Source organism: Anoxybacillus sp. P3H1B (assembly GCF_001560855.1).
GTDB classification, from domain to species: Bacteria; Bacillota; Bacilli; order Bacillales; family Anoxybacillaceae; genus Anoxybacteroides; species Anoxybacteroides rupiense.
The window spans coordinates 62930-85952 of sequence record NZ_LPUG01000009.1 but is presented as its reverse complement, the minus strand read 5'-3'; the positions used below and the strand labels follow the sequence as shown (position 1 = coordinate 85952).

Sequence of the window (23023 nt, the reverse complement as noted above, 5' to 3'; positions counted from 1 at the left end):
GGTCATGCTTTACAGTAGCTATGGGTAGTCGACGAAGGAGGGTTTTTAATGGTAGAGGATATGAATGTAGAGGTAAATGTATATAAGGTGGGTGATCTCGTTCACGGCAAAGTCGCCAAGCTTGAAGAAAAACAAGTGCTTGTGGATATTGCAGGCAGCAAGCAAAGCGGCATCATTCCGATTAGCGAGCTATCCAGCCTTCATATTGAAAAAACAAGCGATGCGGTATCCGTTGGGGATGAGATCGTTGCAAAAGTGAAAAAAGTGGAAGAAGGAGAAAATGAAGACGAAGGATTATTAATTTTATCTAAAAAGGCAGTCGATGCGGACCGCGCCTGGGAGGAGCTAGAAAAGCGATTTACAAGCGGCGAGCCGTTTGATGTGGTGGTAAAGGATATTGTAAAGGGCGGTCTTGTTGCGGATGTCGGCGTAAGAGGGTTCATCCCAGCATCGTTTGTTGAAACTTATTTTGTGGAAGACTTTTCTGATTATAAAGGGCGCACGTTGAAAGTGAAGGTTGTAGAGTTGGATCGCGCTAAAAATCGCGTGATTTTATCTCATCGCGCGGTGATTGAACAACAACAAGAAGAACAGCGGAAGCAAGCATTCCAGAAGCTTCAAGAAGGGCAAGTGATTGAAGGCACCGTTCGCCGTATTACTGATTTTGGCGTATTTGTTGACATCGGCGGCTTTGATGGACTTGTACATATTTCGCAGCTGTCTCACGCACGTGTCGCTCATCCGTCTGATGTTGTTCAAGAAGGAGATACGTTAAAAGTGAAGGTGCTGTCAGTGAACGAAGAAAGCGGCCGCATTTCGCTGTCTGTTAAGGAGGCGCTGCCGGGCCCATGGGAAAATATTTCACAAAAACTAGCACCTGGCGATGTAGTAACAGGAAAAGTAAAACGTCTTGTGCCTTTTGGAGCGTTTGTTGAAATTTTCCCAGGCGTTGAAGGCCTTGTGCATATTTCACAAATTTCTAATAAGCATATTGGCACTCCGCACGAGGTATTACAAGAAGGCGATGAGGCTCAAGTAAAAGTGCTTGAAGTCAACGAAGCGGAGCATCGCATTTCATTAAGCATGCGCGAGTTAATGGAAGAGCCAGTGAATGAAGAAGATTACAGCCAATATACAAAACAGGCAGAATCAACAGGCTTCCAACTTGGGGAAGTGGTTGGTGACCAGCTTAAGAAACTGAAATAACGGTGAATGCCAGTGGAAAGAGGCAGACGGAAGCTAGAGCACATTGTGCATGCGCTAAATCTTGAACAAAAAAGAGAAGCAGGATTCGATGACATTGTATTTGTTCATCAAAGCCTGCCTGATATAGGTACAAATGATGTGAATTTGAGCACGACTTTAGGTGAACTTTCATTAAGTTCGCCTCTTTTTGTCAATGCGATGACAGGAGGAGGGGGACGGCCGACTCTGGAAATTAACAAAGGATTAGCTGAAATTGCAAAGGAATGCGGAATTGCCATGGCTGTCGGTTCCCAGATGGCAGCGGTCAAGGATGCAAAAGAGCGGCAGTCCTTCGAGATTGTTCGTCGAATCAATCCAACAGGTGTTGTTTTTGCGAATATTGGCAGTGAAGCGACAGTAGACGAAGCGAAGCAAGCGGTCGAAATGATCGAAGCAAATGGCCTGCAGATTCACTTAAATTCTGTGCAAGAGTTGGTCATGCCTGAAGGTGACCGCAACTTTATCGGAGCTTTGCGCCGGATTGAGCGCATGGTCCATGCTGTCGGTGTGCCGATTATTGTCAAGGAAGTTGGCTTTGGCATGAGCAAGGAAACGGCACAAAAGCTGGAGGAGATCGGTGTTACGATTGTCGATGTCGGTGGCTTTGGCGGCACGAATTTTGCTCGTATTGAAAACAATCGGCGCCCGACCAGCTTATCCTATTTTAACGATTGGGGAATTTCAACCGCTGCGTCCATTGTAGAAGTGTCACAAAGCGCCACCTCTCTGTCGGTGATTGGAAGCGGGGGAGTGCGCAGCGCCTTTGATGCGGTAAAAGCGATCGCTCTTGGCGCACAAGCGGTGGGAGTCGCACAGCTATTTTTGAAAGTATGGATGGAACAGGGGACAGAGTCGTTACTGGAGCTTATTCATGAATGGCACAAAGATTTTCGCCTGTTGATGACGGCTTTAGGCACTCGAACCATTGAAGAGCTTCGGCATGTTCCGCTTGTGATTTATGGGCAAACACATCATTGGCTCAATGAAAGAGGATTCGATACGAAAGTATACAGCCGCAGATAAAAAGCGGATTTTCACCTGCTGGCAATCGCTTTTATCTTGCGTTTCGAACCTTGCTAGGCTATGTTTTTTGTCTGACAAGCGTTTTTTATATCATCCACCGAGAAGTCTCCCCCCTTAACGAAGTGCAGGCGGGAGAGGCTTACGACAGTTTGCGATAGAAAAGATCGAAAGAAATAAAAGCTGACTTTTCTCGTAAAGTCAGCTTTTATTTTTAGTATCCATAAACGATCATTGGACGAGGTTAATGTTGATTTTGTTCCTGCGCTTCGTCCGGTGTGTCGAGACGAGTCGCCCCCTTGTTTTCAAGCGCTTGGTCGCGATCAGATTCAACGCGTCCAGAGCGCTTGAGCTTTTTTTCCTGACGGTCCTTTCCCACTAGAACACTCCCCTTTCTCCTTAAACTTCAAGAATAGTTTCACACGTTTTGATTTCTTGTATGCAACGATATCAGGCTTGAAGAAGCAAAGTGAAAAAAAGAGCATGATCCGATTTGTTCGCGGTGACCACTTACAGACGATTGGCTAATGGAATGAACCGGACTTTAGACGGAAAGATGCCGATGTGAGGAAAAGAGGGGGTGACTCTTCCATGCAAATATGCGACAAAAGACCGAGCGATAGAGATTTAATGGACTTTTTGCGCGCTCTAAAAGCGGCATGTTTGGATGCTCTACCGCATCATCCACTTGTTTTGGAGCAACTGTTGACACATCACGTTTGCTATGTGAAAAAATGCAATTTGATTTTCCGGTGGTTGCCAATGATTTTCGATGGTTCTTTCTTTTTTGATTCGAGTCTATACAGGTGATGACAAGGGTTAGGTTTTTAGAAAACATGAAATAATGGAAAGAGAAGGGAGGATTCATGTGGAAGGATTCTATTTTTATTGGTGCTCGTGGGCATGCTGGATTTTTGCTACATTTTTAATGAAAAAAACAAAAGCGCGCACTATGCTAGCCGCCGCTGTGCTTATTTCCATTATGCTTTCTATTTATCATATAACCATTGGCGTTTTTTCTATCACTTTATCTTTTTTATTCGCTCTTGTGATTGCCTATTATTTTATCACTAAAAAAAGTGGCTGGAAGCTTGTTTATATGTTGCTATCGATGATGATGGTTTCATTTGTGTATGCTGCCTTCCATCTGCTTATTTTGATTGATCCTGTCTGGATGCTGATTGACAAAACGTGGATGGTCGCGATCATGTTAACATTTGTCTGCCTCATGTTGCATCATCATTTTCCAGAAAGATTGTTATGTATCATTGCTGGAAGTTGCCAAGGAGAAATGATGTATGCATTCGTAATCAAGACGTATTCGTTTCCTTATGCGATTGGTTCGCTTGCCTTTTTGGATGAACTATCACTTTCATGTGTGTGTCTGGCCTTATGGTCAGCATTGGAAAATATTTCTGTTTATGCTGATATGGTCCACAAACAGATGAAACGAAATAAACCGTTATAGCGCTCTTTCTATTGTTGAGTGTGATCGTTTTTGATAAAATAAAACAGCTGTGTTTTTGAGTCGCCGTAATCAGAATGAAGGAAAGGATGATATAATGGCCAATCCAGTAGTAGCGATTGTTGGTCGTCCAAATGTGGGAAAATCGACCATTTTTAATCGAATTGCTGGCGAACGCATTTCGATTGTTGAAGATGTGCCGGGAGTCACTCGAGATCGGATATACAGCAGTGCTGAATGGTTAAATTATAAATTTCATGTGATTGATACAGGTGGAATTGATATTGGTGACGAACCTTTATTAGTACAGATTCGCCAGCAGGCAGAAATTGCAATTGATGAGGCGGATGTGATTATCTTTATGACGAATGGTCGCGATGGGGTAACGGCAGCAGATGAAGAGGTAGCCAAAATGTTGCATCGCTCCAATAAGCCGGTTGTGCTGGCTGTCAATAAAATCGACAACCCGGATATGCGGGATCTGATTTATGACTTTTATGCTCTTGGATTTGGTGAACCGTATCCAATTTCGGGATCGCATGGCACAGGACTTGGAGATTTATTGGATGCCGTGGCTCAGCATTTTCCTAAGCAAGCTGAATCCGATTATGAGGATGATGTCATTAAGTTTTGCTTAATTGGCCGTCCTAATGTCGGGAAATCGTCGTTAGTAAATGCTATTTTAGGGGAAGAGCGCGTCATTGTAAGCGATATGGCCGGCACAACGCGTGATGCTGTCGATACAACATTTACGCGTGAGGGACAAGAATACGTCATTATTGATACAGCCGGTATGAGAAAAAGGGGCAAAATTTACGAAAGCACTGAAAAATATAGTATTTTGCGTGCGCTCAAAGCGATTGAACGATCCGATGTCGTTCTTGTCGTATTAAATGCAGAAGAAGGAATCATCGAGCAAGATAAAAAAATTGCCGGCTATGCTCATGAAGCAGGACGGGGAGTTGTCATTGTCGTCAATAAATGGGATGCTCTGGAAAAGGATGATAAAACGCTCATAGAATTTGAACGAAAAATTCGTGATCATTTCCAATTCCTTGATTATGCTCCGATTTTGTTTGTATCAGCAAAAACGAAGCAGCGTCTGCATAAACTGTTGCCGCTTGTGCAAACGGTTAGTGAAAATCACGCAATGCGCGTGCAAACAAATGTCTTAAACGAGGTCATTATGGATGCTGTAGCGATGAATCCGACGCCGACCCATAACGGTCAGCGCTTAAAAATTTATTATGTCACCCAAGTAGCAGTCAAGCCGCCGACATTTGTTGTGTTTGTCAATGATCCAGAACTGATGCATTTTTCGTATGAACGCTTTTTAGAAAATCGGATTCGGGATGCATTTGGCTTTGAAGGCACGCCCATTAAACTAATTGCTAGACCAAGAAAATAATATGGTGAGGAAGTGATAAGAGTGGAGCAAATTGCGGTATTGGGGGCGGGAAGCTGGGGCACGGCGCTGGCCATGGTGCTGGCCGATAATGGCCATAGCGTTCGTTTATGGGGCCAACGCCCTGAGCAAATCAAAGAAATTAACGAAAAGCGGACAAATGAAAAATATTTGCCGGGAATTCAGCTTCCTGAAGGAATTACGGGGTATTCTTCTTTGAGCGAGGCACTTGAAGCGATTGACACAGCTGTACTGGCTGTTCCAACTAAGGCCATTCGCGAGGTGCTCAGAAAAGTAAAGCAATGTCTGCGACAACCGATTACGATTGTAACGGTTAGCAAAGGAATTGAACCAGATACACATAAACGAATTTCGGAGATTATTGAAGAGGAAATGGGAACGCTTTTGCAGGATGTCGTTGTGTTGTCGGGACCGAGCCATGCGGAGGAAGTGAGCCTGCGCCATCCGACGACAGTAACCGTTTCGTCGAAAAATATGACGGCAGCTGAACGCGTTCAAGATTTATTTATGAACTCGCAGTATTTTCGGGTCTATACGAATCCAGATTTAATCGGGATTGAAATTGGCGGAGCATTAAAAAATATTATCGCCCTTGCCGCTGGGATTACAGACGGATTAGGATACGGAGATAACGCCAAGGCGGCTCTTATTACAAGAGGGCTTGCGGAAATTGCGCGATTAGGCTGCGCGCTGGGGGCGAATCCGTTGACTTTCTCAGGGTTGGCGGGCATTGGCGATTTAATTGTTACGTGTACAAGCGTGCATTCGCGCAATTGGAGAGCAGGACATTTACTCGGTAAAGGAAATCCGCTGGATGAAGTGCTTCAAAGTATGGGAATGGTTGTCGAAGGAGTCAGAACAACCAAAGCCGCTCATCAGCTTGCTAAAAAGCTGAATGTGAAAATGCCCATTACTGAGGTGCTTTACGACGTATTGTTTAACGGAAAAGATCCGAAAGAAGGGGCAGATTCATTAATGGCGCGCATGAAAACGAATGAAATGGAAGATTTAATCAATATTTTAGAAAAATAGGCATTCGATGATGCCAGGGTGCTGACCGATGCATACAATATCACGAACATTCATAGACTTGAACTTCCGGACAAAGGGTACTAGTCTACTGAAGTAAAGAGCCCCACTTTACTTCAGTTTTTTTTGCGTAGTTTGCTGCCAATCTTGTATAATAGTTGTCGAAAAAAGGGGGAACGAATATGTCGCCGGGATTAGCGAAAATGTGGATTGCCATTACTTCGATGGTTTTTATGTTTATTTCTGTTTTTTCGATTTATATCAGCCGTTATAAAGTAAAAAACAAGGCCGTGAAAGCAGTGCTTGCGCTAATAGCTTACATATTAATGATTTTAGCTGGAATTATTATTATTTTTGTTGTGTTTAGCGGGCCAACGCCAGAATAATGGACAGGCAAAAGGATGGAGATTAGGATGAAATTAGCTCTACGATGGATGATTGCTAGCGTCATGGTGCTGCTATTAGCCGGTTGTTTATATCCGGATGAACGATTAAAACAAAACCAAATTCCGCATGAAAGCCAAGTAGCAAGTGTACAGCAAGCCGTTGATCAATACCGCCAAGCAACGGGGGGGCTATTGCCGATTAAAACACGAGATATGAAAACGCCCATTTATCAAAAATATCCGATCGACTTTCAAATGCTTGTTCCACGCTATATGCAGGAGCCGCCAGGAAATGCGTTTGAAAGCGGGGGGATTTTCCAGTATGTCATTGTTGATGCTGAAACCAATCCAACAGTAAAATTACTTGATTTGCGGATGGCGGATCAAATCCGTGATCTAAAGCTGCGCCTGCAAATGTACCGTGATTCCCATGGATATCCGCCATTTAAGAATATGGTGGCGAAAGGTGTGTTTACACTGGACTATAAAAAGCTCGGATATAAGGAACCGCCATATGCGATTAGTCCGTTTTCCGGAAATAATTTGCCGTTTGTGATTGATTATAATGGCGAGATTTATGTGGATTACCGGATCGATTTATATGACATGCTGAAAAAAACAAAGGCATCATATAAGCCGGGCGATGATATTCGCGATCTGCTAGTAAAAAACTCTTTATTTGTTCCGGCTTATTCTCTTCCCTATACAATCGATGAGCATAACGAACCGATTTTTTTAACGAAATAAGTCATGATCCCTTCTCTTCTGAATACATTCTAGAGAAGGGATTTTTTCTTATTTTAGTCATAAATGAATAGGACAACATCATATTCATATAGTGTCCTATAGGGCCACAACGACTCAAAGACTGGAGGGGAGTCATTTGGAAAAAGTCGATATTTTCAAAGATATCGCGGAACGAACAGGCGGCGATATTTACTTAGGAGTAGTCGGAGCTGTTAGAACAGGCAAGTCGACATTTATAAAAAAATTTATGGAGCTTGTGGTTATTCCGAATATCGGAACCGAAGCAGATAAGGCACGCGCACAAGATGAGCTGCCACAGAGCGCCGCCGGTAAAACCATCATGACAACTGAACCAAAGTTTGTACCCAATCAAGCGGTTAAGGTAAGCGTTGATGACGGGCTAGAAGTCAATATTCGGCTTGTTGATTGTGTCGGATATGCCGTAACAGGTGCGAAAGGATATGAAGATGAAAACGGCCCGCGCATGATTCATACGCCGTGGTATGAAGAGCCGATTCCGTTTCAAGAAGCAGCGGAGATTGGGACGAGAAAAGTGATTCAAGAACACTCAACGATCGGCGTCGTGATTACGACGGACGGCACGATTGGAGAAATTCCGCGGCAAAACTATGTAGAGGCGGAAGAACGAGTGATTAACGAGCTGAAAGAAGTTGGAAAGCCGTTTATCATGATTATCAATACGGTCCGTCCGCATCATCCGGAAACGGAAGCGCTCCGCCAGCAGCTTGGTGAAAAATATGATATTCCTGTGCTGGCCATGAGCGTTGAAAGCATGCGCGAAGCAGATGTATACAGCGTACTCCGTGAAGCATTATATGAATTTCCGGTGCTTGAGGTGAATGTGAATTTACCGAGCTGGGTCATGGTGCTTCGTGAAGATCATTGGCTCCGTGAAAGCTACCAAGAAGCCGTTAAAGACACGGTGAAAGATATTAAAAGGCTTCGTGATGTTGACCGGGTTGTGCAACAGTTCGGTGAATATGATTTTATTGATAAAGCAAGCCTTGCTGGTATTGAAATGGGGCAGGGAGTGGCTGAAATCGATTTATACGCACCGGATGATCTGTATGACCAAATCCTAAAAGAGGTTGTTGGCGTTGAAATTCGCGGGAAGGATCATTTGCTTCAGCTGATGCAGGATTTTGCGCATGCAAAAGCGGAATATGACCAAATCGCGGATGCTTTAAAGATGGTGAAACAAACAGGATATGGCATTGCCGCTCCAGCGCTTTCGGATATGAGTTTAGATGAGCCGGAAATCATCCGCCAAGGCTCACGATTTGGTGTACGTCTAAAAGCGGTTGCTCCATCCATTCATATGATTAAAGTGGATGTTGAGTCAGAATTTGCTCCAATCATTGGTACGGAGAAGCAAAGCGAAGAGCTAGTCCGTTATTTAATGCAAGATTTTGAAGATGATCCGCTTTCCATTTGGAATTCCGACATTTTTGGACGTTCACTTAGCTCCATCGTGCGGGAGGGAATTCAAGCGAAGCTCGCTTTAATGCCAGAAAACGCGCGCTATAAATTAAAAGAAACGCTTGAACGCATCATCAACGAAGGTTCTGGAGGATTAATCGCCATTATTTTATAAAACGAGAAACCGAGACTCCGATTCGGGGTCTTTTTTTGTTGAACGAACTTTCTTGATAAACTTAGTCGTAATGTCTTCAAAAGGGGAATTCCCGTTTTTTTTTTGACGATCGTCCGCCGCATAGAGGCTTGGTATACCATTTCGCCGGAAGAGAGTTTTGCTGGCTTTATAGCCATATTTTTATGAAGAGGAAGGACCCTATTGAAAGAAAATAAATAAAAGCCTTGAAAAAACAAGGGTTTCATCTTGCGAACAAATAAGACATATGATAATCTTTTATCAGCAAAACTTAGTTTCATTGGTGAAATGTGACTAAATTACATTCATTTGCTGAAAATATGTTGAATTATGCCGATGAATCGTTTAAGATAGGCATGTCGACAATTTAATATTGCTTGATACGTATAGAAATACGCGAAATTGTGAACAAATGGAATAAGCATGTTGATTAGCCCTTGGGAGGAGGTGAATGGCATGAACAAAACAGAATTAATCAATGCGGTTGCAGAAACTAGCGGCCTTTCTAAAAAAGACGCAACAAAAGCAGTCGATGCTGTTTTTGAATCCATTACAGAAGCGCTTAAAAATGGCGATAAAGTGCAATTAATCGGTTTTGGGAACTTCGAAGTTCGTGAGCGCGCAGCTCGTAAAGGACGCAATCCACAAACAGGGGAAGAAATGGAAATCCCTGCGAGCAAAGTTCCTGCGTTCAAACCAGGTAAAGCTCTTAAAGATGCTGTAAAGTAATTGCTACATAAAAAGAGCTGGAAAGAAGGGCAAGGCGGTTTCGTCGCCCTTCTTTTTTTGCTTTTTTTTTCCCATATGTGCTAGAATCGGATTACAGGCCCCCCTCATTTATACATAATAAGCTATATCAATCATTTATCATGTTTGTCTTTATGGTATTTTTCATTTTGAAAAAAGGAAAGCCCAGTTGATTTCGGGCGCTGCATGTGGAAAGAAAGTTCTCGCTCCAAGATGAGCGGACGGCTGATCATTTCGGTTCGGATCACTTACAAAGAGATTTTGTGCGATGCAGGAGGATGTAGAGCAAGATGTCAAATGTGAATTATGAGCAAATTGAACAGGCGGTTCGCCTGATTTTAGAAGCGATTGGTGAAGATCCTAATCGAGAAGGGTTAGTAGATACACCGAAACGGGTAGCAAAGATGTATGCGGAAATGTTTTCTGGATTGAATGAGGACCCTAAAGAGCATTTTCAGACGGTTTTTAGCGAAGAGCATGAAGAATTGGTGCTTGTCAAAGACATCCCGTTTTTTTCTATGTGTGAGCATCATTTAGTTCCTTTCTTTGGTGTCGCACATGTTGCTTATATTCCGCGTGGTGGAAAGGTGACAGGGCTCAGTAAGCTCGCGCGGGCGGTTGAGGCAGTGGCGCGTCGTCCACAGCTTCAAGAGCGGATTACAGCGACGGTGGCGGATGCAATTGTGGAAACGTTGGATCCTCATGGTGTTATGGTTGTGGTAGAGGCAGAACATATGTGTATGACGATGCGCGGAGTGAAAAAGCCTGGAGCAAAAACGGTGACGACAGCCGTACGCGGGTCGCTTGAAACGGATTCCACCGCCCGTGCGGAAATTCTGTCGTTGATAAAAGGGTAAACCTGCCGTTAAGTTGAAAGGGGGCAATTGGATGTATAATAGTGACTATATCGTCATTAAAGCGCTGGAGGACGGCGTTAGTGTCATCGGTTTAACAAGAGGGGCAGATACGCGCTTTCACCATTCTGAAAAGCTGGATAAAGGAGAAGTGCTAATTGCGCAATTTACAGAGCATACATCTGCTATTAAGGTCAGAGGAAATGCATTGATTCAGACAAATCACGGTGAAATTCATTCGGAAGCGAAAAAATAGCGGTAGAACGTGCATTTCTGTTGTCCTTTTTCTATCGAAACTAGAGCCATTCGCGAATTTTTATGCTATAATTAAATGCGCTATGCATTGAAAACGAATTTTGGGGAGCAAGGGTGATCGTATTGGAACACATCATGAAAAAAATTGCGGTTCTAAAAGAACAAATCGGGCGCTTTCTTCATCATCCGTATTTATTGCAGCATATATCTGCTCATGTGATTGATGAGGATCGGATTCTATTGTCGCTGTCAATGCTGGAGAGTGCGGATCTTTCTTTTGATGAGATAGACGGGTACGTTGTTCCGATGATGCTTGTGCAAATCGCCCTTGATACCCATGATGAAGTGACAAATTCGCTTCCACAGCAGCAGGATCGTGAGTTGAAGACAAGGCAATTGACGGTGCTTGCCGGAGATTTGTATAGCGGGCTGTATTATGATTATTTAGCCAAAAAGAACAATTTGGAAATGATTCATGTATTTGCTCAAGCCATCAAAGAGATTAATGAACATAAGATTCGCTTGTACCAAAAGGATATTACGCGAATCGAAGCGCTGTTTCATAGCGTTGCCGTCATTGAATCGTCGTTAATTTATAAAATCGGCGAGCACATCTCCTTACCGTCATGGTCAAAATTTGCCTACTATTTTTTGCTGCTGAAACGAATTGCCCGTGAAAAAGAGCGCCTCATGAAGCACGGGACATCGGTTTTGTTTGATCAGATGGCAAGCATTGTTTTTCCAAAAAATAAAGGGATCGCAAAAGAACAAAAGCATTATTTGTCTCATATTTGCAACCGCTATATTGAGCATTGCAAAGAGGAGCTGCTCAACATGAAGCTCGAGTGCAACGAACTGCTGCAAACACGGCTTTCTGAGCTTATTAGCAATTTTTCTGTCATTGTTAAAAAGACAGTGGAAGAAGGGTAAGACGATGCAACGATCGAAAGAGGAACGAGTTCATCACGTATTTGAAAAAATTTATGAAAATTATGATCGGATGAATTCCGTCATCAGCTTTAATCGCCATTTAAAATGGCGCCAAGATACGATGAACCGCATGAAGGTGCAAAAAGGGACGAAAGCGCTAGATGTTTGCTGTGGCACGGGTGATTGGACCATTGCTTTAGCCGAGGCGGTAGGTCCGGATGGAAAGGTCTACGGGCTTGATTTTAGTCAAAATATGTTGCAAATTGGGCAGCAAAAAGTGAATGAACGGCAGTTGCACAATGTGGAATTAATCCACGGGAATGCAATGGAGCTTCCGTTTTCCGATAATACATTTGACTATGTGACGATCGGATTCGGATTAAGAAATGTTCCGGATTATATGACTGTGCTGAAAGAAATGCGCCGCGTGCTGAAACCGGGCGGAAAAGCGGTTTGTTTAGAAACATCACAGCCAACGCTCATCGGGTTTCGCCAGCTGTATTACTTTTATTTCCGCTTTATTATGCCGGTGTTAGGAAAGCTTTTTGCGAAAAGCTATGAGGAGTATTCATGGCTTCAAGAATCAGCACGAGATTTTCCAGGGATGGAAGAGCTGGCGCGCATGTTCGAGAAGGCTGGATTTATCAATATCGAAGTCAAGCCGTATACATTTGGCGCAGCTGCCATGCATCTAGGATATAAGCCGTGACGCATTATAAAAGATTAAGGTGAACATAATGAAGTTAAAAGCGATGTATGCGTTTTTGGATGCGGATTTACAAGTGATTGAGAAGGAGCTGGAAGCAGCGATTCAGTCCGATTATTCGTTGCTGAGCGAAGCCGCTCTTCATTTGCTCCAGGCGGGCGGTAAACGAATTCGCCCAGTCTTTGTGCTGCTCAGCGGCAAATTTGGGCAATACGATATTGAGCGAATCAAGCATGTGGCTGTTGCTCTCGAGCTGATTCATATGGCTTCGCTTGTTCACGATGATGTCATTGATGATGCTGAGCTGCGGCGGGGACGGCAGACAATCAAAGCGAAGTGGAGCAACCGTTTTGCCATGTATACAGGAGACTACATTTTTGCGCGTTCACTTGAACGGATGACGAGAATAGGAAATCCGGTGGCTCATCGCATTTTGGCGCATGCTATTGTCGAAGTGTGCCGCGGTGAAATTGAACAGATTAAAGATAAATATCGTTTTGACCAATCACTTCGCTGTTATTTGCGTCGTATTAAGCGAAAAACGGCACTACTGATTGCTGTAAGCTGTCAGTTGGGAGCCATCGCTGCAAACGCTCCCCAAGAAGTAGCTGAGCGTCTCTATACATTTGGATATTATGTGGGTATGTCGTTTCAAATTACAGATGATATTCTTGACTTTATTGGTACAGAAAAGCAGTTAGGCAAACCAGCAGGAAGCGATTTGCTGCAAGGAAACGTTACCTTGCCTGCTTTGTTTGCCATGGAGAATGCCGATGCAAGACAGAAAATTGTACGCGTCCACCCCGGTACATCGGCCGGTGAAATGAAAGAGATTATTGATTGCATCAAAGCATCCGGTGCGATTGAAAAATCATATGCATTAAGCGATTGGTATTTGCAAAAAGCATTAGACATATTAGACGAGCTTCCAAAAAGCAAAGCCCGTTCAACATTGCGAAATTTAGCAAAGTATATCGGCAAAAGAAAGTTTTAAACGCTTTCATGTTGAATATTGCTAATTAAGAGAAACAATGTTACTATTTTTGTGGGAATCCTTTTCCTAGTACATAACTTTTTTAGGGGTGGCGTATAAACAATGGAAAGAACATTTTTAATGGTCAAGCCTGATGGGGTTCAACGTAATTTAATCGGCGAGATCGTATCTCGCTTTGAAAAAAAGGGATTTCAGTTGGTTGGCGCAAAGCTGATGCAAGTTTCCCGGGAATTGGCGGAGCAGCACTATGCGGAGCATAAAGAGCGTCCATTTTTTGGAGAATTAGTCGACTTTATTACATCCGGTCCTGTATTTGCCATGGTATGGGAAGGAGAAAATGTCATTGCAACAGCGCGTCAAATGATGGGCAAAACAAACCCTCAAGAAGCGGCTCCTGGCACCATTCGCGGCGATTTCGGCTTAACGGTCGGCAAAAATGTGATTCATGGATCGGATTCGCCAGCGAGTGCCGAGCGCGAGATCAACTTATTTTTCCAAAAAGAAGAGCTTGTCAACTATTCAAAGTTGATCCATGAATGGGTGTATTAATATAGCAAGCGATTGGCTCCAAGAAAGGGCCAGTCGCTTTTCTTATACGTAACACATGGTAATGAGGAAGAGGAGAAACACAAATGGACGATTACCAGCAATTTGTGATAAGTGTTAGAAAAAAAACGGGAATTGATTTGTCCCAATATAAAGAAGCGCAAATGAAAAGAAGACTGACCTCTCTCTATGAGAAGAGAGGATTTAAAAGCTTTCAAGAATTTTTTAAAGCAATAGAGGCAGACCAAGCGCTTTTTCACGAGTTTCTTGATCGCATGACGATCAACGTGTCGGAGTTTTATCGGAATGCTAAACGATGGGAAGTGCTTGAGAAAAAAATTTTGCCTAAGCTACTCGAGCGAAACCGTCGTTTAAAAATATGGAGCGCAGCTTGCTCGACAGGAGAAGAGCCCTATACGCTCGTGATGATTTTATCCAAGCTTTTACCGCTTTCACAACTATCTGTCTTGGCAACGGACATTGACGACAATGCCATTCGCCGTGCCAAGCTAGGGATTTATGCAGAACGTTCGTTGCAGGAAGTGCCAGAGGATATGAAAAAAAGTTTTTTACAAAAGAAGGAATGTATTATAAAATAGACGAAAATGTAAAAAACGCGGTCACGTTTAAAAAGCATAACTTACTTGCGGATCCGTTCGATACGAACTACGATTTGATCGTCTGCCGAAACGTCCTTATTTATTTTACCGAAGAAGCGAAGCACAGTCTGTACCATAAATTTAGCCAAGCGCTGCGTCCAGACGGTATTTTTTTCGTTGGAAGCACGGAGCAAATTTTCAATCCATTCTCTTATGGATTTGAGACGGAAGACACGTTTTTTTATCGGAAAATAGACTGAAAATCGAAAGGATTCATCGTCATTGATGAGTTCTTTTTTTATAGGGGCTTTTCATTTTGTGAAATTATGATATATTTTTACATAAACGCGTTAAAGAGTTGAAGGGAGAGAGAACTAGAAAATGAGATACATAACAGCAGGGGAATCACATGGGCCACAGCTTACGGCAGTTTTAGAAGGAGTCCCAGCAGGTCTTCCGCTTCTAAAGGAGCACATTGATGAAGAGTTAGCGAGAAGACAAAAAGGATATGGACGCGGCAGACGGATGCAAATCGAAAAAGACGAAGTGAAAATTTTAAGCGGCGTGCGTCATGGCAAAACGATTGGCTCACCAATTACGCTTGTCGTCGAAAACAGGGATTGGAAGCATTGGACAAATATTATGTCCATCGAACCGCTTGAAACAGAAGAGGTTAAACGGAAAGTGACGAGACCGCGTCCGGGGCATGCGGATTTAAATGGTGCCATCAAATATGGCCATCGCGATATGCGGAATGTGCTGGAGCGCTCATCTGCGCGGGAAACGACCGCGCGTGTAGCCGCTGGAGCGGTAGCGAAACGGATTTTAGCGGAGCTTGGAATTCAAGTAGCTGGTCATGTTCTGGAGATCGGCGGTGTGCGGGCACAGTCTCCTGCTTATGAGTCGCTTGAGCAACTGCAAAGCGTTACGGAACAATCTCCTGTTCGTTGCTTTGACGAAGAGGCTGCCGTAAAAATGATGGAAGCGATTGACCAAGCGAAGGCGAACGGTGACTCCGTCGGCGGAATTGTTGAAGTGATCGTAGAAGGAGTCCCAGCAGGGGTTGGCAGCTATGTTCATTATGATCGAAAGCTTGATGCCAAAATTGCGGCGGCGATGGTTAGCATCAATGCCTTTAAAGGAGTTGAAATCGGTATCGGCTTTGAAGCCGCCCGGCTTCCGGGAAGCGCCGTGCATGATGAAATTACTTGGGATAGGGAAGTAGGATTTCGCCGCCGCACCAACCGCGCTGGCGGTTTTGAAGGCGGAATGACAACGGGGATGCCGATTGTGGTGCGCGGAGTGATGAAGCCGATTCCGACTTTATATAAACCGCTTGAAAGTGTCGATATTGAAACAAAAGAGCCGTTTGCCGCCAGCATTGAGCGTTCAGACAGTTGCGCGGTTCCAGCCGCCAGCGTTGTTGCTGAGGCAGTGGTCGCTTGGGAAATTGCCGCGGCCATTGTTGACCAATTTGGCCAAGATCGAATGGATTTAATTAAAGCGAATATGGAACAGATGCGCCGATATGCAAGGGAGTTTTAATGATGGAGCAGATAGCTATACAAACAGCGACTAAACAGTACCCGCTTTGTTTAGGGGAAGGAATGCTTGAATTATTGCCGCAATGGCTTGAAGAGCTCGGCTTTCCGCACGGGACAAAGATAATGGTTGTTACAGACGAAACACTGAAAGCTCTCTATTTGTCCCAGCTTGTCGAGCCGCTCAGCCGCCGCTATGATGTTTACACACACGTGATTCCGAGCGGAGAAGCCGCTAAATCATTTGAACATTATTATGCTTGCCAAACGGCAGCACTGACGTATGGTTTGGATCGCCATTCACTTATCATTGCGTTTGGCGGCGGGGTTGTTGGCGATCTGGCTGGCTTTGTGGCTGCAACATTTATGCGTGGGATTCCTTATATTCAAATGCCGACCACATTGCTCGCCCATGATAGTGCCGTCGGAGGGAAAGTAGCGATTAATCATCCACTTGGAAAAAATATGATCGGTGCTTTTTATCAACCAGAAGCGGTTGTGTATGATGTGAAACTTTTACAATCATTGCCGGAGCGCGAACTGCGCTCTGGATTTGCTGAAGTTGTGAAACACGCTCTAATTGGCGATCCGGGGTTTTACAACTGGCTCAAAATGAACATTCATAGCCTTGCTGATGTTAGAGGGGAAAAATTGCAGCATTGTATTCGAAAAGGAATCGAAGTAAAGGCGCGTATCGTGTCTGAGGATGAACGAGAAACAGGAGTTCGTGCTCATCTCAATTTCGGCCATACGCTGGCCCATGCGCTGGAAAGCGAGCTAGGATATGGTGTGATGACACATGGAGATGCAGTAGCGCTCGGAATGCTATTTGCGATTTTTGTCAGCGAGCGCACATATCGCTTATCATTTGTTGACCATCATTTCGCCAAATGGTTTGAATCGTACGGCTTCCCTGTTGTTCCGCCGAAGCAGCTTGATCCGGAACGACTGCTGCAAAAAATGAAGGGAGATAAAAAAGCGAAGTCGGGAAAAATCCGCATGGTGCTTTTGCGAGAGATTGGACATGTATGCGTAGAGGAAATAGATGATAAACAGGCGTTATCGCTTTTAAATGAATTTTGGCAAAGTGGGGAGAAAGCTGATGATTAGAGGAATTCGAGGAGCGACAACCGTCACGAGTAATGATGCCGAAGAAATTGTGGATGCTACTGAAGAGTTGCTAAGGCATATGATTCAAGCAAACGGGATAAAAGCAAGCGATGTAGTATCTGTGCTGATCTCAGTTACCGATGATTTAACGGCTGCATTTCCTGCTCAAGCGCTGCGCCGAATTGAGGGCTGGACGTATGTGCCAGTCATGTGTACAAGAGAAATCCCGGTTCCCGGCTCTTTGCCGGGCTGTATTCGGATTATGATGACCGCACAAACTGCTAAAGCGCAAGATGAGGTCATTCATATTTATCTGCGCAACGCGGTCCAGCTTCGACCAGATTTATCATTGACAAAAAAAACAGACTTGTAATATTATAGGAAAAAGCAGAAGCGCACTTCTGCTATGTTGACTAGAAGAGTGGAGAAGATGAAGTGTGACGGCATTTTTTGCCGCGAGTAACAAAGCATGAATGGTAGTAAATGAAGTGAGTGAGACGAGTAATAGGGTAGATGAGAATGAGCGAGTTTAGCTGAGGTGAGTGCATGTATGGGATGATTCTACCCAAAGACGCCACGTCTTTGGGTTTTCCTCATTTTATGCCTCATAAACCCTCATTCTCCATCCGAGTAAACGGAGGAGAGAAAAATGAAAAACTGCACATTAACCACTTTTTTGGAAGATTCCGCTGAATTTCGCACGATTCCGATTGTGCGCCGTTTTTTTGCTGATGTACTGGAACCATTGCAGCTCTTTGAAAATTTAAAAGATGAGGCCCATTTTTTACTGGAGAGCAAGGATGAACAATCGCCATGGTCGCGATATTCATTCATTGGGATTGACCCTTTTTTGAAAATTCAGAGCGAAACAGGCCAATCGTTTTTCGTTGTTGATGAGCATGGGAAAATCGCTACAACCCTCACATTAAAAGAAGCGTTTTTGCATGTGGAAAAGAAGCTGCGAGTAAAGCCGATTGAAACGGATATCCCGTTTGTCGGAGGGGCCGTTGGTTATTTAAGCTATGATTTTATTTCAACGATTGAAAAAGTGCCGTTGCATTCCCAACGCGATCTTGCAATGAAAATGGCTTATTTTGTAATTTGTCAATCACTGATTGTATTCGACCACATAAAGCGTGAAGTTGTATTGATTCATTATGTTCGTCTGCACGAGGACGATCATGAGCGAGAAAAACAAAAAAAGTATGAAGAAGGATTGAGAAGCATAGAAGCGTTGATGAAAAAGGCAACATCTGGAATTCATCGGCCAATTTTACCGCTTTTTGATGATGAAGAACTGCAGCGCATTTCTTTTAAACAACTATCGTCAACATATGATCGAGCTTCGTTTATGCGGGATGTCGAAGCGATCCAACGCTACATTGAAGCGGGGGACATTTTCCAAGCTGTGCTGTCGCAGCGTTTTACGATTCCCGTTCGCATCACTGGATTTCAATTATATCGCATGCTCAGAAAAATCAATCCGTCGCCATATATGTTTTATATTCAAACAGATGAAGAAGAAATTGTGGGAAGCTCGCCAGAAAAGCTAGTGCAAGTGCAACAGCGCCAAATTGAAATCCATCCGATTGCCGGAACGCGCCGGCGAGGAAGGTCGAAAGAAGAGGACGAAGCGTTAGCGCTTGAATTATTGAACGACCCGAAGGAACAGGCAGAGCATTATATGCTGGTAGATTTAGCAAGAAATGATATTGGAAAAGTGGCGAAATATGGAACAGTGAAGACGCCTGTGCTGATGGAGATCGGTAAATTTTCTCATGTTATGCATCTGATTTCGAAAGTAACAGGGGAGCTAAAAGACGGAGTTCATTCTATTGATGCCTTGCTGGCGTCATTTCCTGCTGGAACAGTAAGCGGGGCCCCAAAGGTCCGGGCCATGCAAATTTTAAATGAATTGGAACCAACGGCGCGCCACATATACGCCGGAACAATTGCTTATATCGGTTTTGATGGCAACATCGATTCTTGCATTGCCATTCGCACGGCGATGGTGAAAGACGGTTATGCTTATGTGCAGACTGGCGCCGGTGTCGTGGCTGACTCCATCCCCGAACGGGAGTGGAAGGAAACCCATAATAAAGCAAGTGCGCTAGTAAAATCCATCGAGCTGGCAGAAAAGGTGTTCACAAAAAGGGGGCGTTTATATGCTTAAACAGCTATTAGCCAAATGTATTGAGGGATATTCGCTAAGTGAACAAGAAGCGTATGATGCCATGATTGCCATTATGTCAGGTGAGGCAACAGAAAGTCAGATTGCCAGCTTTTTATCGATTTTGCGCTTGCGTGGCGAAACGGTCGATGAATTAACAGGATTAGCGCGTGGCATGCGCAGTCAAATGCTCCGCATTGAGTATGATGAGGAAATCATTGATACATGCGGCACAGGGGGAGATGAAAAACGGACATTTAACATTTCTACAGCAGCGGCCATTATCGTTTCCTCCCTTGGGGTTAAGGTGGCCAAACATGGCAATCGAGCTGTATCATCGACGAGCGGCAGCGCTGACGTCTTGGAACAGCTTGGCATTCATATTCAAGGAACACCGCAGGAAGCGAAAGCAGCGCTAAAAACAAAAGGGCTCGCCTTTCTCTTTGCTCCCTTTTACCATGCGGCGATGAAGCATGCAGCAGTTCCACGTAAAGAAATCGGCTTTCGCACCGCATTTAATCTGCTTGGACCGCTTGCCAACCCTGCTGGATGCAAGCGACAAGTGATTGGCGTATATTCAACAGCATATGCTGAAAAATTGGCGGAAACACTGAAACGGCTCGGCTCCTCTCATGTTGTGCTGGTAACTGGCCGAGATGGATTGGATGAATGCAGCATCACCACTGAAACAGATATCGTTGAACTAAAGGATGGAAACATTCGCCGCTTTGTCGTGACTCCTGAGGAGTGCGGACTGCCTCGCGGAAGGCTCGAAGATATTCAAGTCTATAACGCTTCGCAGAGCGCAGCGCTTTTGCGGATGGTGATGGCAGGAACAGCGAATGAGAGCGCTGAGAATATTGTTTGTCTGAATGCAGGTGTCGCGCTTTATATTGCCCAAAAAGCCAGTACGATTCATGAAGGGGTCAAACTGGCAAAAGAAGCAATCAGAACGAAGCGGGCGCTTGCACAATTGCATCGTTTGCAAACGAGGGAGGTGGAAAATTATGCTTAAGCAAATTCTTGCTACAAAGCAAAATGAGATCGAACGAATAGAATTACCGCCTCGCTATCATTTTCCACGCTTTTCGCTGTGTACAGCACTTAAAAATGCGAAGCGATCCATAGGGATGATTGCTGAGGTGAAAAAAGCGTCTCCATCCAAAGGGATTATCCGGCCCAATTTCCAGCCTGTTGAGATTGCCAAAGCGTATGAACAAGCGGGAGTGGATGCCATTTCTGTTTTGACGGATCAAACTTATTTCCAAGGTCATTACCGATATTTAATCGAGATTAAAGAGACGGTCCGTCTTCCTGTGTTGCGTAAAGATTTTATCATTGATCGGCTGCAAATTGAAGAGAGTGCAAGAATCGGTGCCGATGCCATTTTATTAATTGGAGAAGCACTTTCACCAAAAAAACTGCATGAGCTCTATGAAGAGGCATATGAAAAAGGCTTGGAATGCTTAGTCGAAGTGCATAGCCGCCAAACGCTGGAAGCCATTTTAGAACGATTTACTCCAGAAATAGTGGGCATTAATAATCGAGATTTGCAGACATTTACGACCTCTTTAGACGCAACAAAGAATTTGCTCCCGCATGTGCCTCCATCATGCGTGGTAGTCAGTGAAAGCGGTATTGCGAATGCCTATGATTTACAGCGGGTACGCGCATACGGCGCACATGCAGTGTTAGTAGGTGAATCGTTAATGAGACAAGACGATGTGATGCAGGCTGTTGACGAGCTATACAAGGAGGTTAGAAGCGATGTCCGTCCTTCTTAAATATTGCGGGCATCAGTCCCTTTCCGATCTGCAAAAAGGGATCAAGAGCTGCGCGGATTATCTTGGGATTATTTTTGCCGAAAGCAAGCGAAAGGTCGATGCGCATGAAGCGAAAACATGGTTAAAGATGGTGGATTTAGGGAAGAAGCAGCTGGTTGGGGTGTTTGTAAACAGTTCAGCAGAGGACATTTATGCAGTCACAGAGCTGCTTCCTCTTTCTGTGATTCAATGTCATGGCACGGAAACGGTGGAGCAGATAGCAAAGATCAAAGCGGCAACGGATTTGCCTGTTTGGAAAGCGATTCATCATAGCGAAGAGGCGTTGAGTAAAATGAGACAATATGCAACAGTTGCTGACGGCTATATTGTTGACAGTCGAGTGAAAGGAGCGTGGGGCGGAACAGGCCTATCGTTTAACTGGGAAGCAATCCCCTTTTATTTGGAAGAAGCGAATCGCCAGGGAGTCCCGTGTTTCATTGCAGGCGGCATAACGCCAGATAATGTGGCCCAACTGCTTTCTTATCGCCCCCATGGTGTGGATATAAGCAGTGGTATCGAAGAAAACGGTAAAAAAAGTGCGCGGAAAATGATGGAGATTGAAAAGAGGGTGAAGCATGATGTACAAGGAACCAAATGAAAATGGGAGATTTGGGGAATTTGGCGGCAAGTTTGTTCCCGAAACGTTAATGCTCCCGCTTGAAGAAATAGAGAGAGAGCTTGAGAAAGCCATGGCGGATCCAGCGTTTCGAACGGAATATATGGATAGTTTGCAAGAGTATTCAGGGCGGCCGACATCGCTCACATTTGTTAAGAACCTTACTGAAAAATTCAATGGAGCGAAAATTTATTTGAAACGTGAGGACTTAAACCATACCGGTGCTCATAAAATTAACAATGCGATCGGACAGGTGCTTTTAGCAAAGCGAATGGGCAAAAAGAAACTGATTGCTGAAACTGGAGCGGGACAGCACGGAGTCGCTGCGGCCACTGTCGCCGCACGCTTTGGCATGGAATGCATCGTATTTATGGGCGAAGAAGATATCAAACGGCAAGAGTTAAATGTGTTTCGCATGAAACTCTTAGGAGCGGAAGTCGTGCCTGTTTTTAGCGGAAATCGAACATTGAAAGACGCGACCAATGAGGCCATCCGCTACTGGGTTCAGCATTGTGACGATCATTTTTACATGATCGGTTCGGTTGTCGGACCGCATCCTTATCCAAAAATGGTACGTGAATTCCAGCGCATTATCGGCGATGAAGCTAAACAGCAATTTTTAGAGCGTGAAGGAAAGCTTCCAGAAGTCGTCGTGGCGTGTGTAGGCGGAGGAAGCAATGCGATTGGCACGTTTTATCCGTTTTTAGACGACGAGGTTGCGCTTATTGGTGTGGAAGCAGCAGGAAAAGGCACGAACACCCCTTACCATGCCGCGACAATAACAAAAGGCACCAAAGGAGTGATTCATGGTTCACTCACCTATTTGTTGCAAGATGAATACGGACAAATACTGGAACCTTACTCCATTTCAGCTGGCCTTGACTATCCTGGAGTCGGTCCAGAACATGCTTACTTAGCAAGCATTGGGCGTGTGCAATACGAGAGTGTCACAGATGAGGAAGCGCTCCATGCCTTCCAGCTGCTTGCCAGAGAGGAAGGAATCATTCCAGCGATCGAATCTGCTCATGCTCTTGCTCATACGTTTAAACTAGTGCCACACCTTCCGAAGGACAGCGCGGTGCTCGTATGCTTGTCAGGACGGGGCGATAAAGATGTGCAAGCCATTATGAATAGAGAGAAAGGGGGAGCTGACATTGCAGCTATCTCTAACGACTAAAACG

The 23023-nt window shown here is 44.4% G+C and carries 24 protein-coding genes and 1 pseudogene; 24 read left to right on the top strand and 1 reads right to left on the bottom strand.

What is annotated here, in order from left to right; translation table 11 throughout:
* Positions 1-48 precede the first annotated feature (48 nt).
* The gene (gene rpsA, locus AT864_RS00710) at positions 49-1206 is read left to right on the top strand and encodes a 30S ribosomal protein S1 (protein ID WP_066145474.1); all 1158 of its coding nucleotides are present in this window, start codon (positions 49-51) and stop codon (positions 1204-1206) included.
* 12 nt (positions 1207-1218) lie between these two features.
* The gene (fni, locus tag AT864_RS00705; RefSeq protein ID WP_066145471.1) at positions 1219-2268 is read left to right on the top strand and encodes a type 2 isopentenyl-diphosphate Delta-isomerase; all 1050 of its coding nucleotides are present in this window, start codon (positions 1219-1221) and stop codon (positions 2266-2268) included.
* A 241-nt stretch (positions 2269-2509) separates the two neighbouring features.
* On the opposite strand, the gene AT864_RS17400 is transcribed toward fni, so the two are convergent.
* Entirely contained in the window at positions 2510-2644 is a 135-nt protein-coding gene (locus AT864_RS17400; RefSeq protein ID WP_080862395.1) for a YpzI family protein, read from the bottom strand.
* Between the two features lie 489 nt (positions 2645-3133).
* On the opposite strand from AT864_RS17400, the gene AT864_RS00695 reads away from it, so the two are divergent.
* The 22 genes and pseudogenes from AT864_RS00695 (at position 3134) to trpB (ending at position 23019) form a co-directional block, all read left to right on the top strand.
* Positions 3134-3733 (top strand): hypothetical protein, encoded by a 600-nt coding sequence (locus AT864_RS00695; protein WP_066145465.1) that lies wholly within the window; start codon positions 3134-3136, stop codon positions 3731-3733.
* Between the two features lie 94 nt (positions 3734-3827).
* The gene (der, locus tag AT864_RS00690; RefSeq protein WP_066145463.1) at positions 3828-5138 is read left to right on the top strand and encodes a ribosome biogenesis GTPase Der; all 1311 of its coding nucleotides are present in this window, start codon (positions 3828-3830) and stop codon (positions 5136-5138) included.
* Between the two features lie 21 nt (positions 5139-5159).
* A complete protein-coding gene (locus AT864_RS00685; RefSeq protein ID WP_066145460.1) occupies positions 5160-6188 on the top strand; it encodes an NAD(P)H-dependent glycerol-3-phosphate dehydrogenase in 1029 nt (342 codons plus the stop codon).
* Positions 6189-6367: 179 nt separating this feature from the next.
* Positions 6368-6571 (top strand): DUF2768 domain-containing protein, encoded by a 204-nt coding sequence (locus AT864_RS00680; protein ID WP_044742244.1) that lies wholly within the window; start codon positions 6368-6370, stop codon positions 6569-6571.
* 27 nt (positions 6572-6598) lie between these two features.
* Entirely contained in the window at positions 6599-7318 is a 720-nt protein-coding gene (locus AT864_RS00675) for a hypothetical protein (RefSeq protein WP_044742245.1), read from the top strand.
* Positions 7319-7454: 136 nt separating this feature from the next.
* The gene (gene spoIVA / locus AT864_RS00670) at positions 7455-8933 is read left to right on the top strand and encodes a stage IV sporulation protein A (protein WP_044742246.1); all 1479 of its coding nucleotides are present in this window, start codon (positions 7455-7457) and stop codon (positions 8931-8933) included.
* A gap of 474 nt (positions 8934-9407) precedes the next feature.
* A complete protein-coding gene (locus AT864_RS00665) occupies positions 9408-9680 on the top strand; it encodes an HU family DNA-binding protein (protein WP_149917072.1) in 273 nt (90 codons plus the stop codon).
* A 308-nt stretch (positions 9681-9988) separates the two neighbouring features.
* Positions 9989-10555 carry a GTP cyclohydrolase I FolE gene (gene folE / locus AT864_RS00660; RefSeq protein WP_044742248.1) on the top strand — a complete coding sequence of 189 codons (567 nt, stop codon included), beginning with the start codon at positions 9989-9991 and terminating at the stop codon, positions 10553-10555.
* A gap of 31 nt (positions 10556-10586) precedes the next feature.
* On the top strand, positions 10587-10808 hold the full coding sequence (gene mtrB, locus AT864_RS00655; protein ID WP_044742249.1) for a trp RNA-binding attenuation protein MtrB: 222 nt from the start codon (positions 10587-10589) through the stop codon (positions 10806-10808).
* Between the two features lie 113 nt (positions 10809-10921).
* The gene (locus AT864_RS00650) at positions 10922-11737 is read left to right on the top strand and encodes a heptaprenyl diphosphate synthase component 1 (protein WP_066145458.1); all 816 of its coding nucleotides are present in this window, start codon (positions 10922-10924) and stop codon (positions 11735-11737) included.
* Between the two features lie 4 nt (positions 11738-11741).
* Positions 11742-12446, top strand: a complete 705-nt coding sequence (locus AT864_RS00645) for a demethylmenaquinone methyltransferase (RefSeq protein WP_066145455.1) — start codon at positions 11742-11744, stop codon at positions 12444-12446.
* Between the two features lie 28 nt (positions 12447-12474).
* The gene (gene hepT / locus AT864_RS00640; RefSeq protein ID WP_044742252.1) at positions 12475-13437 is read left to right on the top strand and encodes a heptaprenyl diphosphate synthase component II; all 963 of its coding nucleotides are present in this window, start codon (positions 12475-12477) and stop codon (positions 13435-13437) included.
* Positions 13438-13539: 102 nt separating this feature from the next.
* On the top strand, positions 13540-13986 hold the full coding sequence (gene ndk / locus AT864_RS00635; RefSeq protein ID WP_044742253.1) for a nucleoside-diphosphate kinase: 447 nt from the start codon (positions 13540-13542) through the stop codon (positions 13984-13986).
* Positions 13987-14069: 83 nt separating this feature from the next.
* Positions 14070-14842 (top strand): annotated as a pseudogene (locus AT864_RS00630) (protein-glutamate O-methyltransferase CheR).
* Positions 14843-14963: 121 nt separating this feature from the next.
* Positions 14964-16127: a chorismate synthase gene (gene aroC, locus AT864_RS00625; protein ID WP_066145452.1), complete on the top strand. Its 1164-nt coding sequence runs from the start codon at positions 14964-14966 to the stop codon at positions 16125-16127.
* Entirely contained in the window at positions 16127-17233 is a 1107-nt protein-coding gene (gene aroB / locus AT864_RS00620) for a 3-dehydroquinate synthase (RefSeq protein WP_066145449.1), read from the top strand. Before aroC ends, aroB begins: the two co-directional genes overlap by 1 nt.
* On the top strand, positions 17226-17606 hold the full coding sequence (gene aroH, locus AT864_RS00615; protein ID WP_044742257.1) for a chorismate mutase: 381 nt from the start codon (positions 17226-17228) through the stop codon (positions 17604-17606). The genes aroB and aroH overlap by 8 nt, the downstream gene beginning before the upstream one ends.
* Positions 17607-17882: 276 nt before the next feature.
* On the top strand, positions 17883-19406 hold the full coding sequence (trpE, locus tag AT864_RS00610) for an anthranilate synthase component I (protein WP_066145447.1): 1524 nt from the start codon (positions 17883-17885) through the stop codon (positions 19404-19406).
* Positions 19399-20418 (top strand): anthranilate phosphoribosyltransferase, encoded by a 1020-nt coding sequence (gene trpD / locus AT864_RS00605; protein ID WP_066145445.1) that lies wholly within the window; start codon positions 19399-19401, stop codon positions 20416-20418. The genes trpE and trpD overlap by 8 nt, the downstream gene beginning before the upstream one ends.
* Positions 20411-21187 (top strand): indole-3-glycerol phosphate synthase TrpC, encoded by a 777-nt coding sequence (gene trpC / locus AT864_RS00600; protein WP_066145442.1) that lies wholly within the window; start codon positions 20411-20413, stop codon positions 21185-21187. The genes trpD and trpC overlap by 8 nt, the downstream gene beginning before the upstream one ends.
* On the top strand, positions 21171-21824 hold the full coding sequence (locus AT864_RS00595; RefSeq protein ID WP_066145439.1) for a phosphoribosylanthranilate isomerase: 654 nt from the start codon (positions 21171-21173) through the stop codon (positions 21822-21824). Before trpC ends, AT864_RS00595 begins: the two co-directional genes overlap by 17 nt.
* Positions 21805-23019 (top strand): tryptophan synthase subunit beta, encoded by a 1215-nt coding sequence (gene trpB / locus AT864_RS00590; RefSeq protein WP_066146495.1) that lies wholly within the window; start codon positions 21805-21807, stop codon positions 23017-23019. The genes AT864_RS00595 and trpB overlap by 20 nt, the downstream gene beginning before the upstream one ends.
* Positions 23020-23023: the final 4 nt, after the last annotated feature.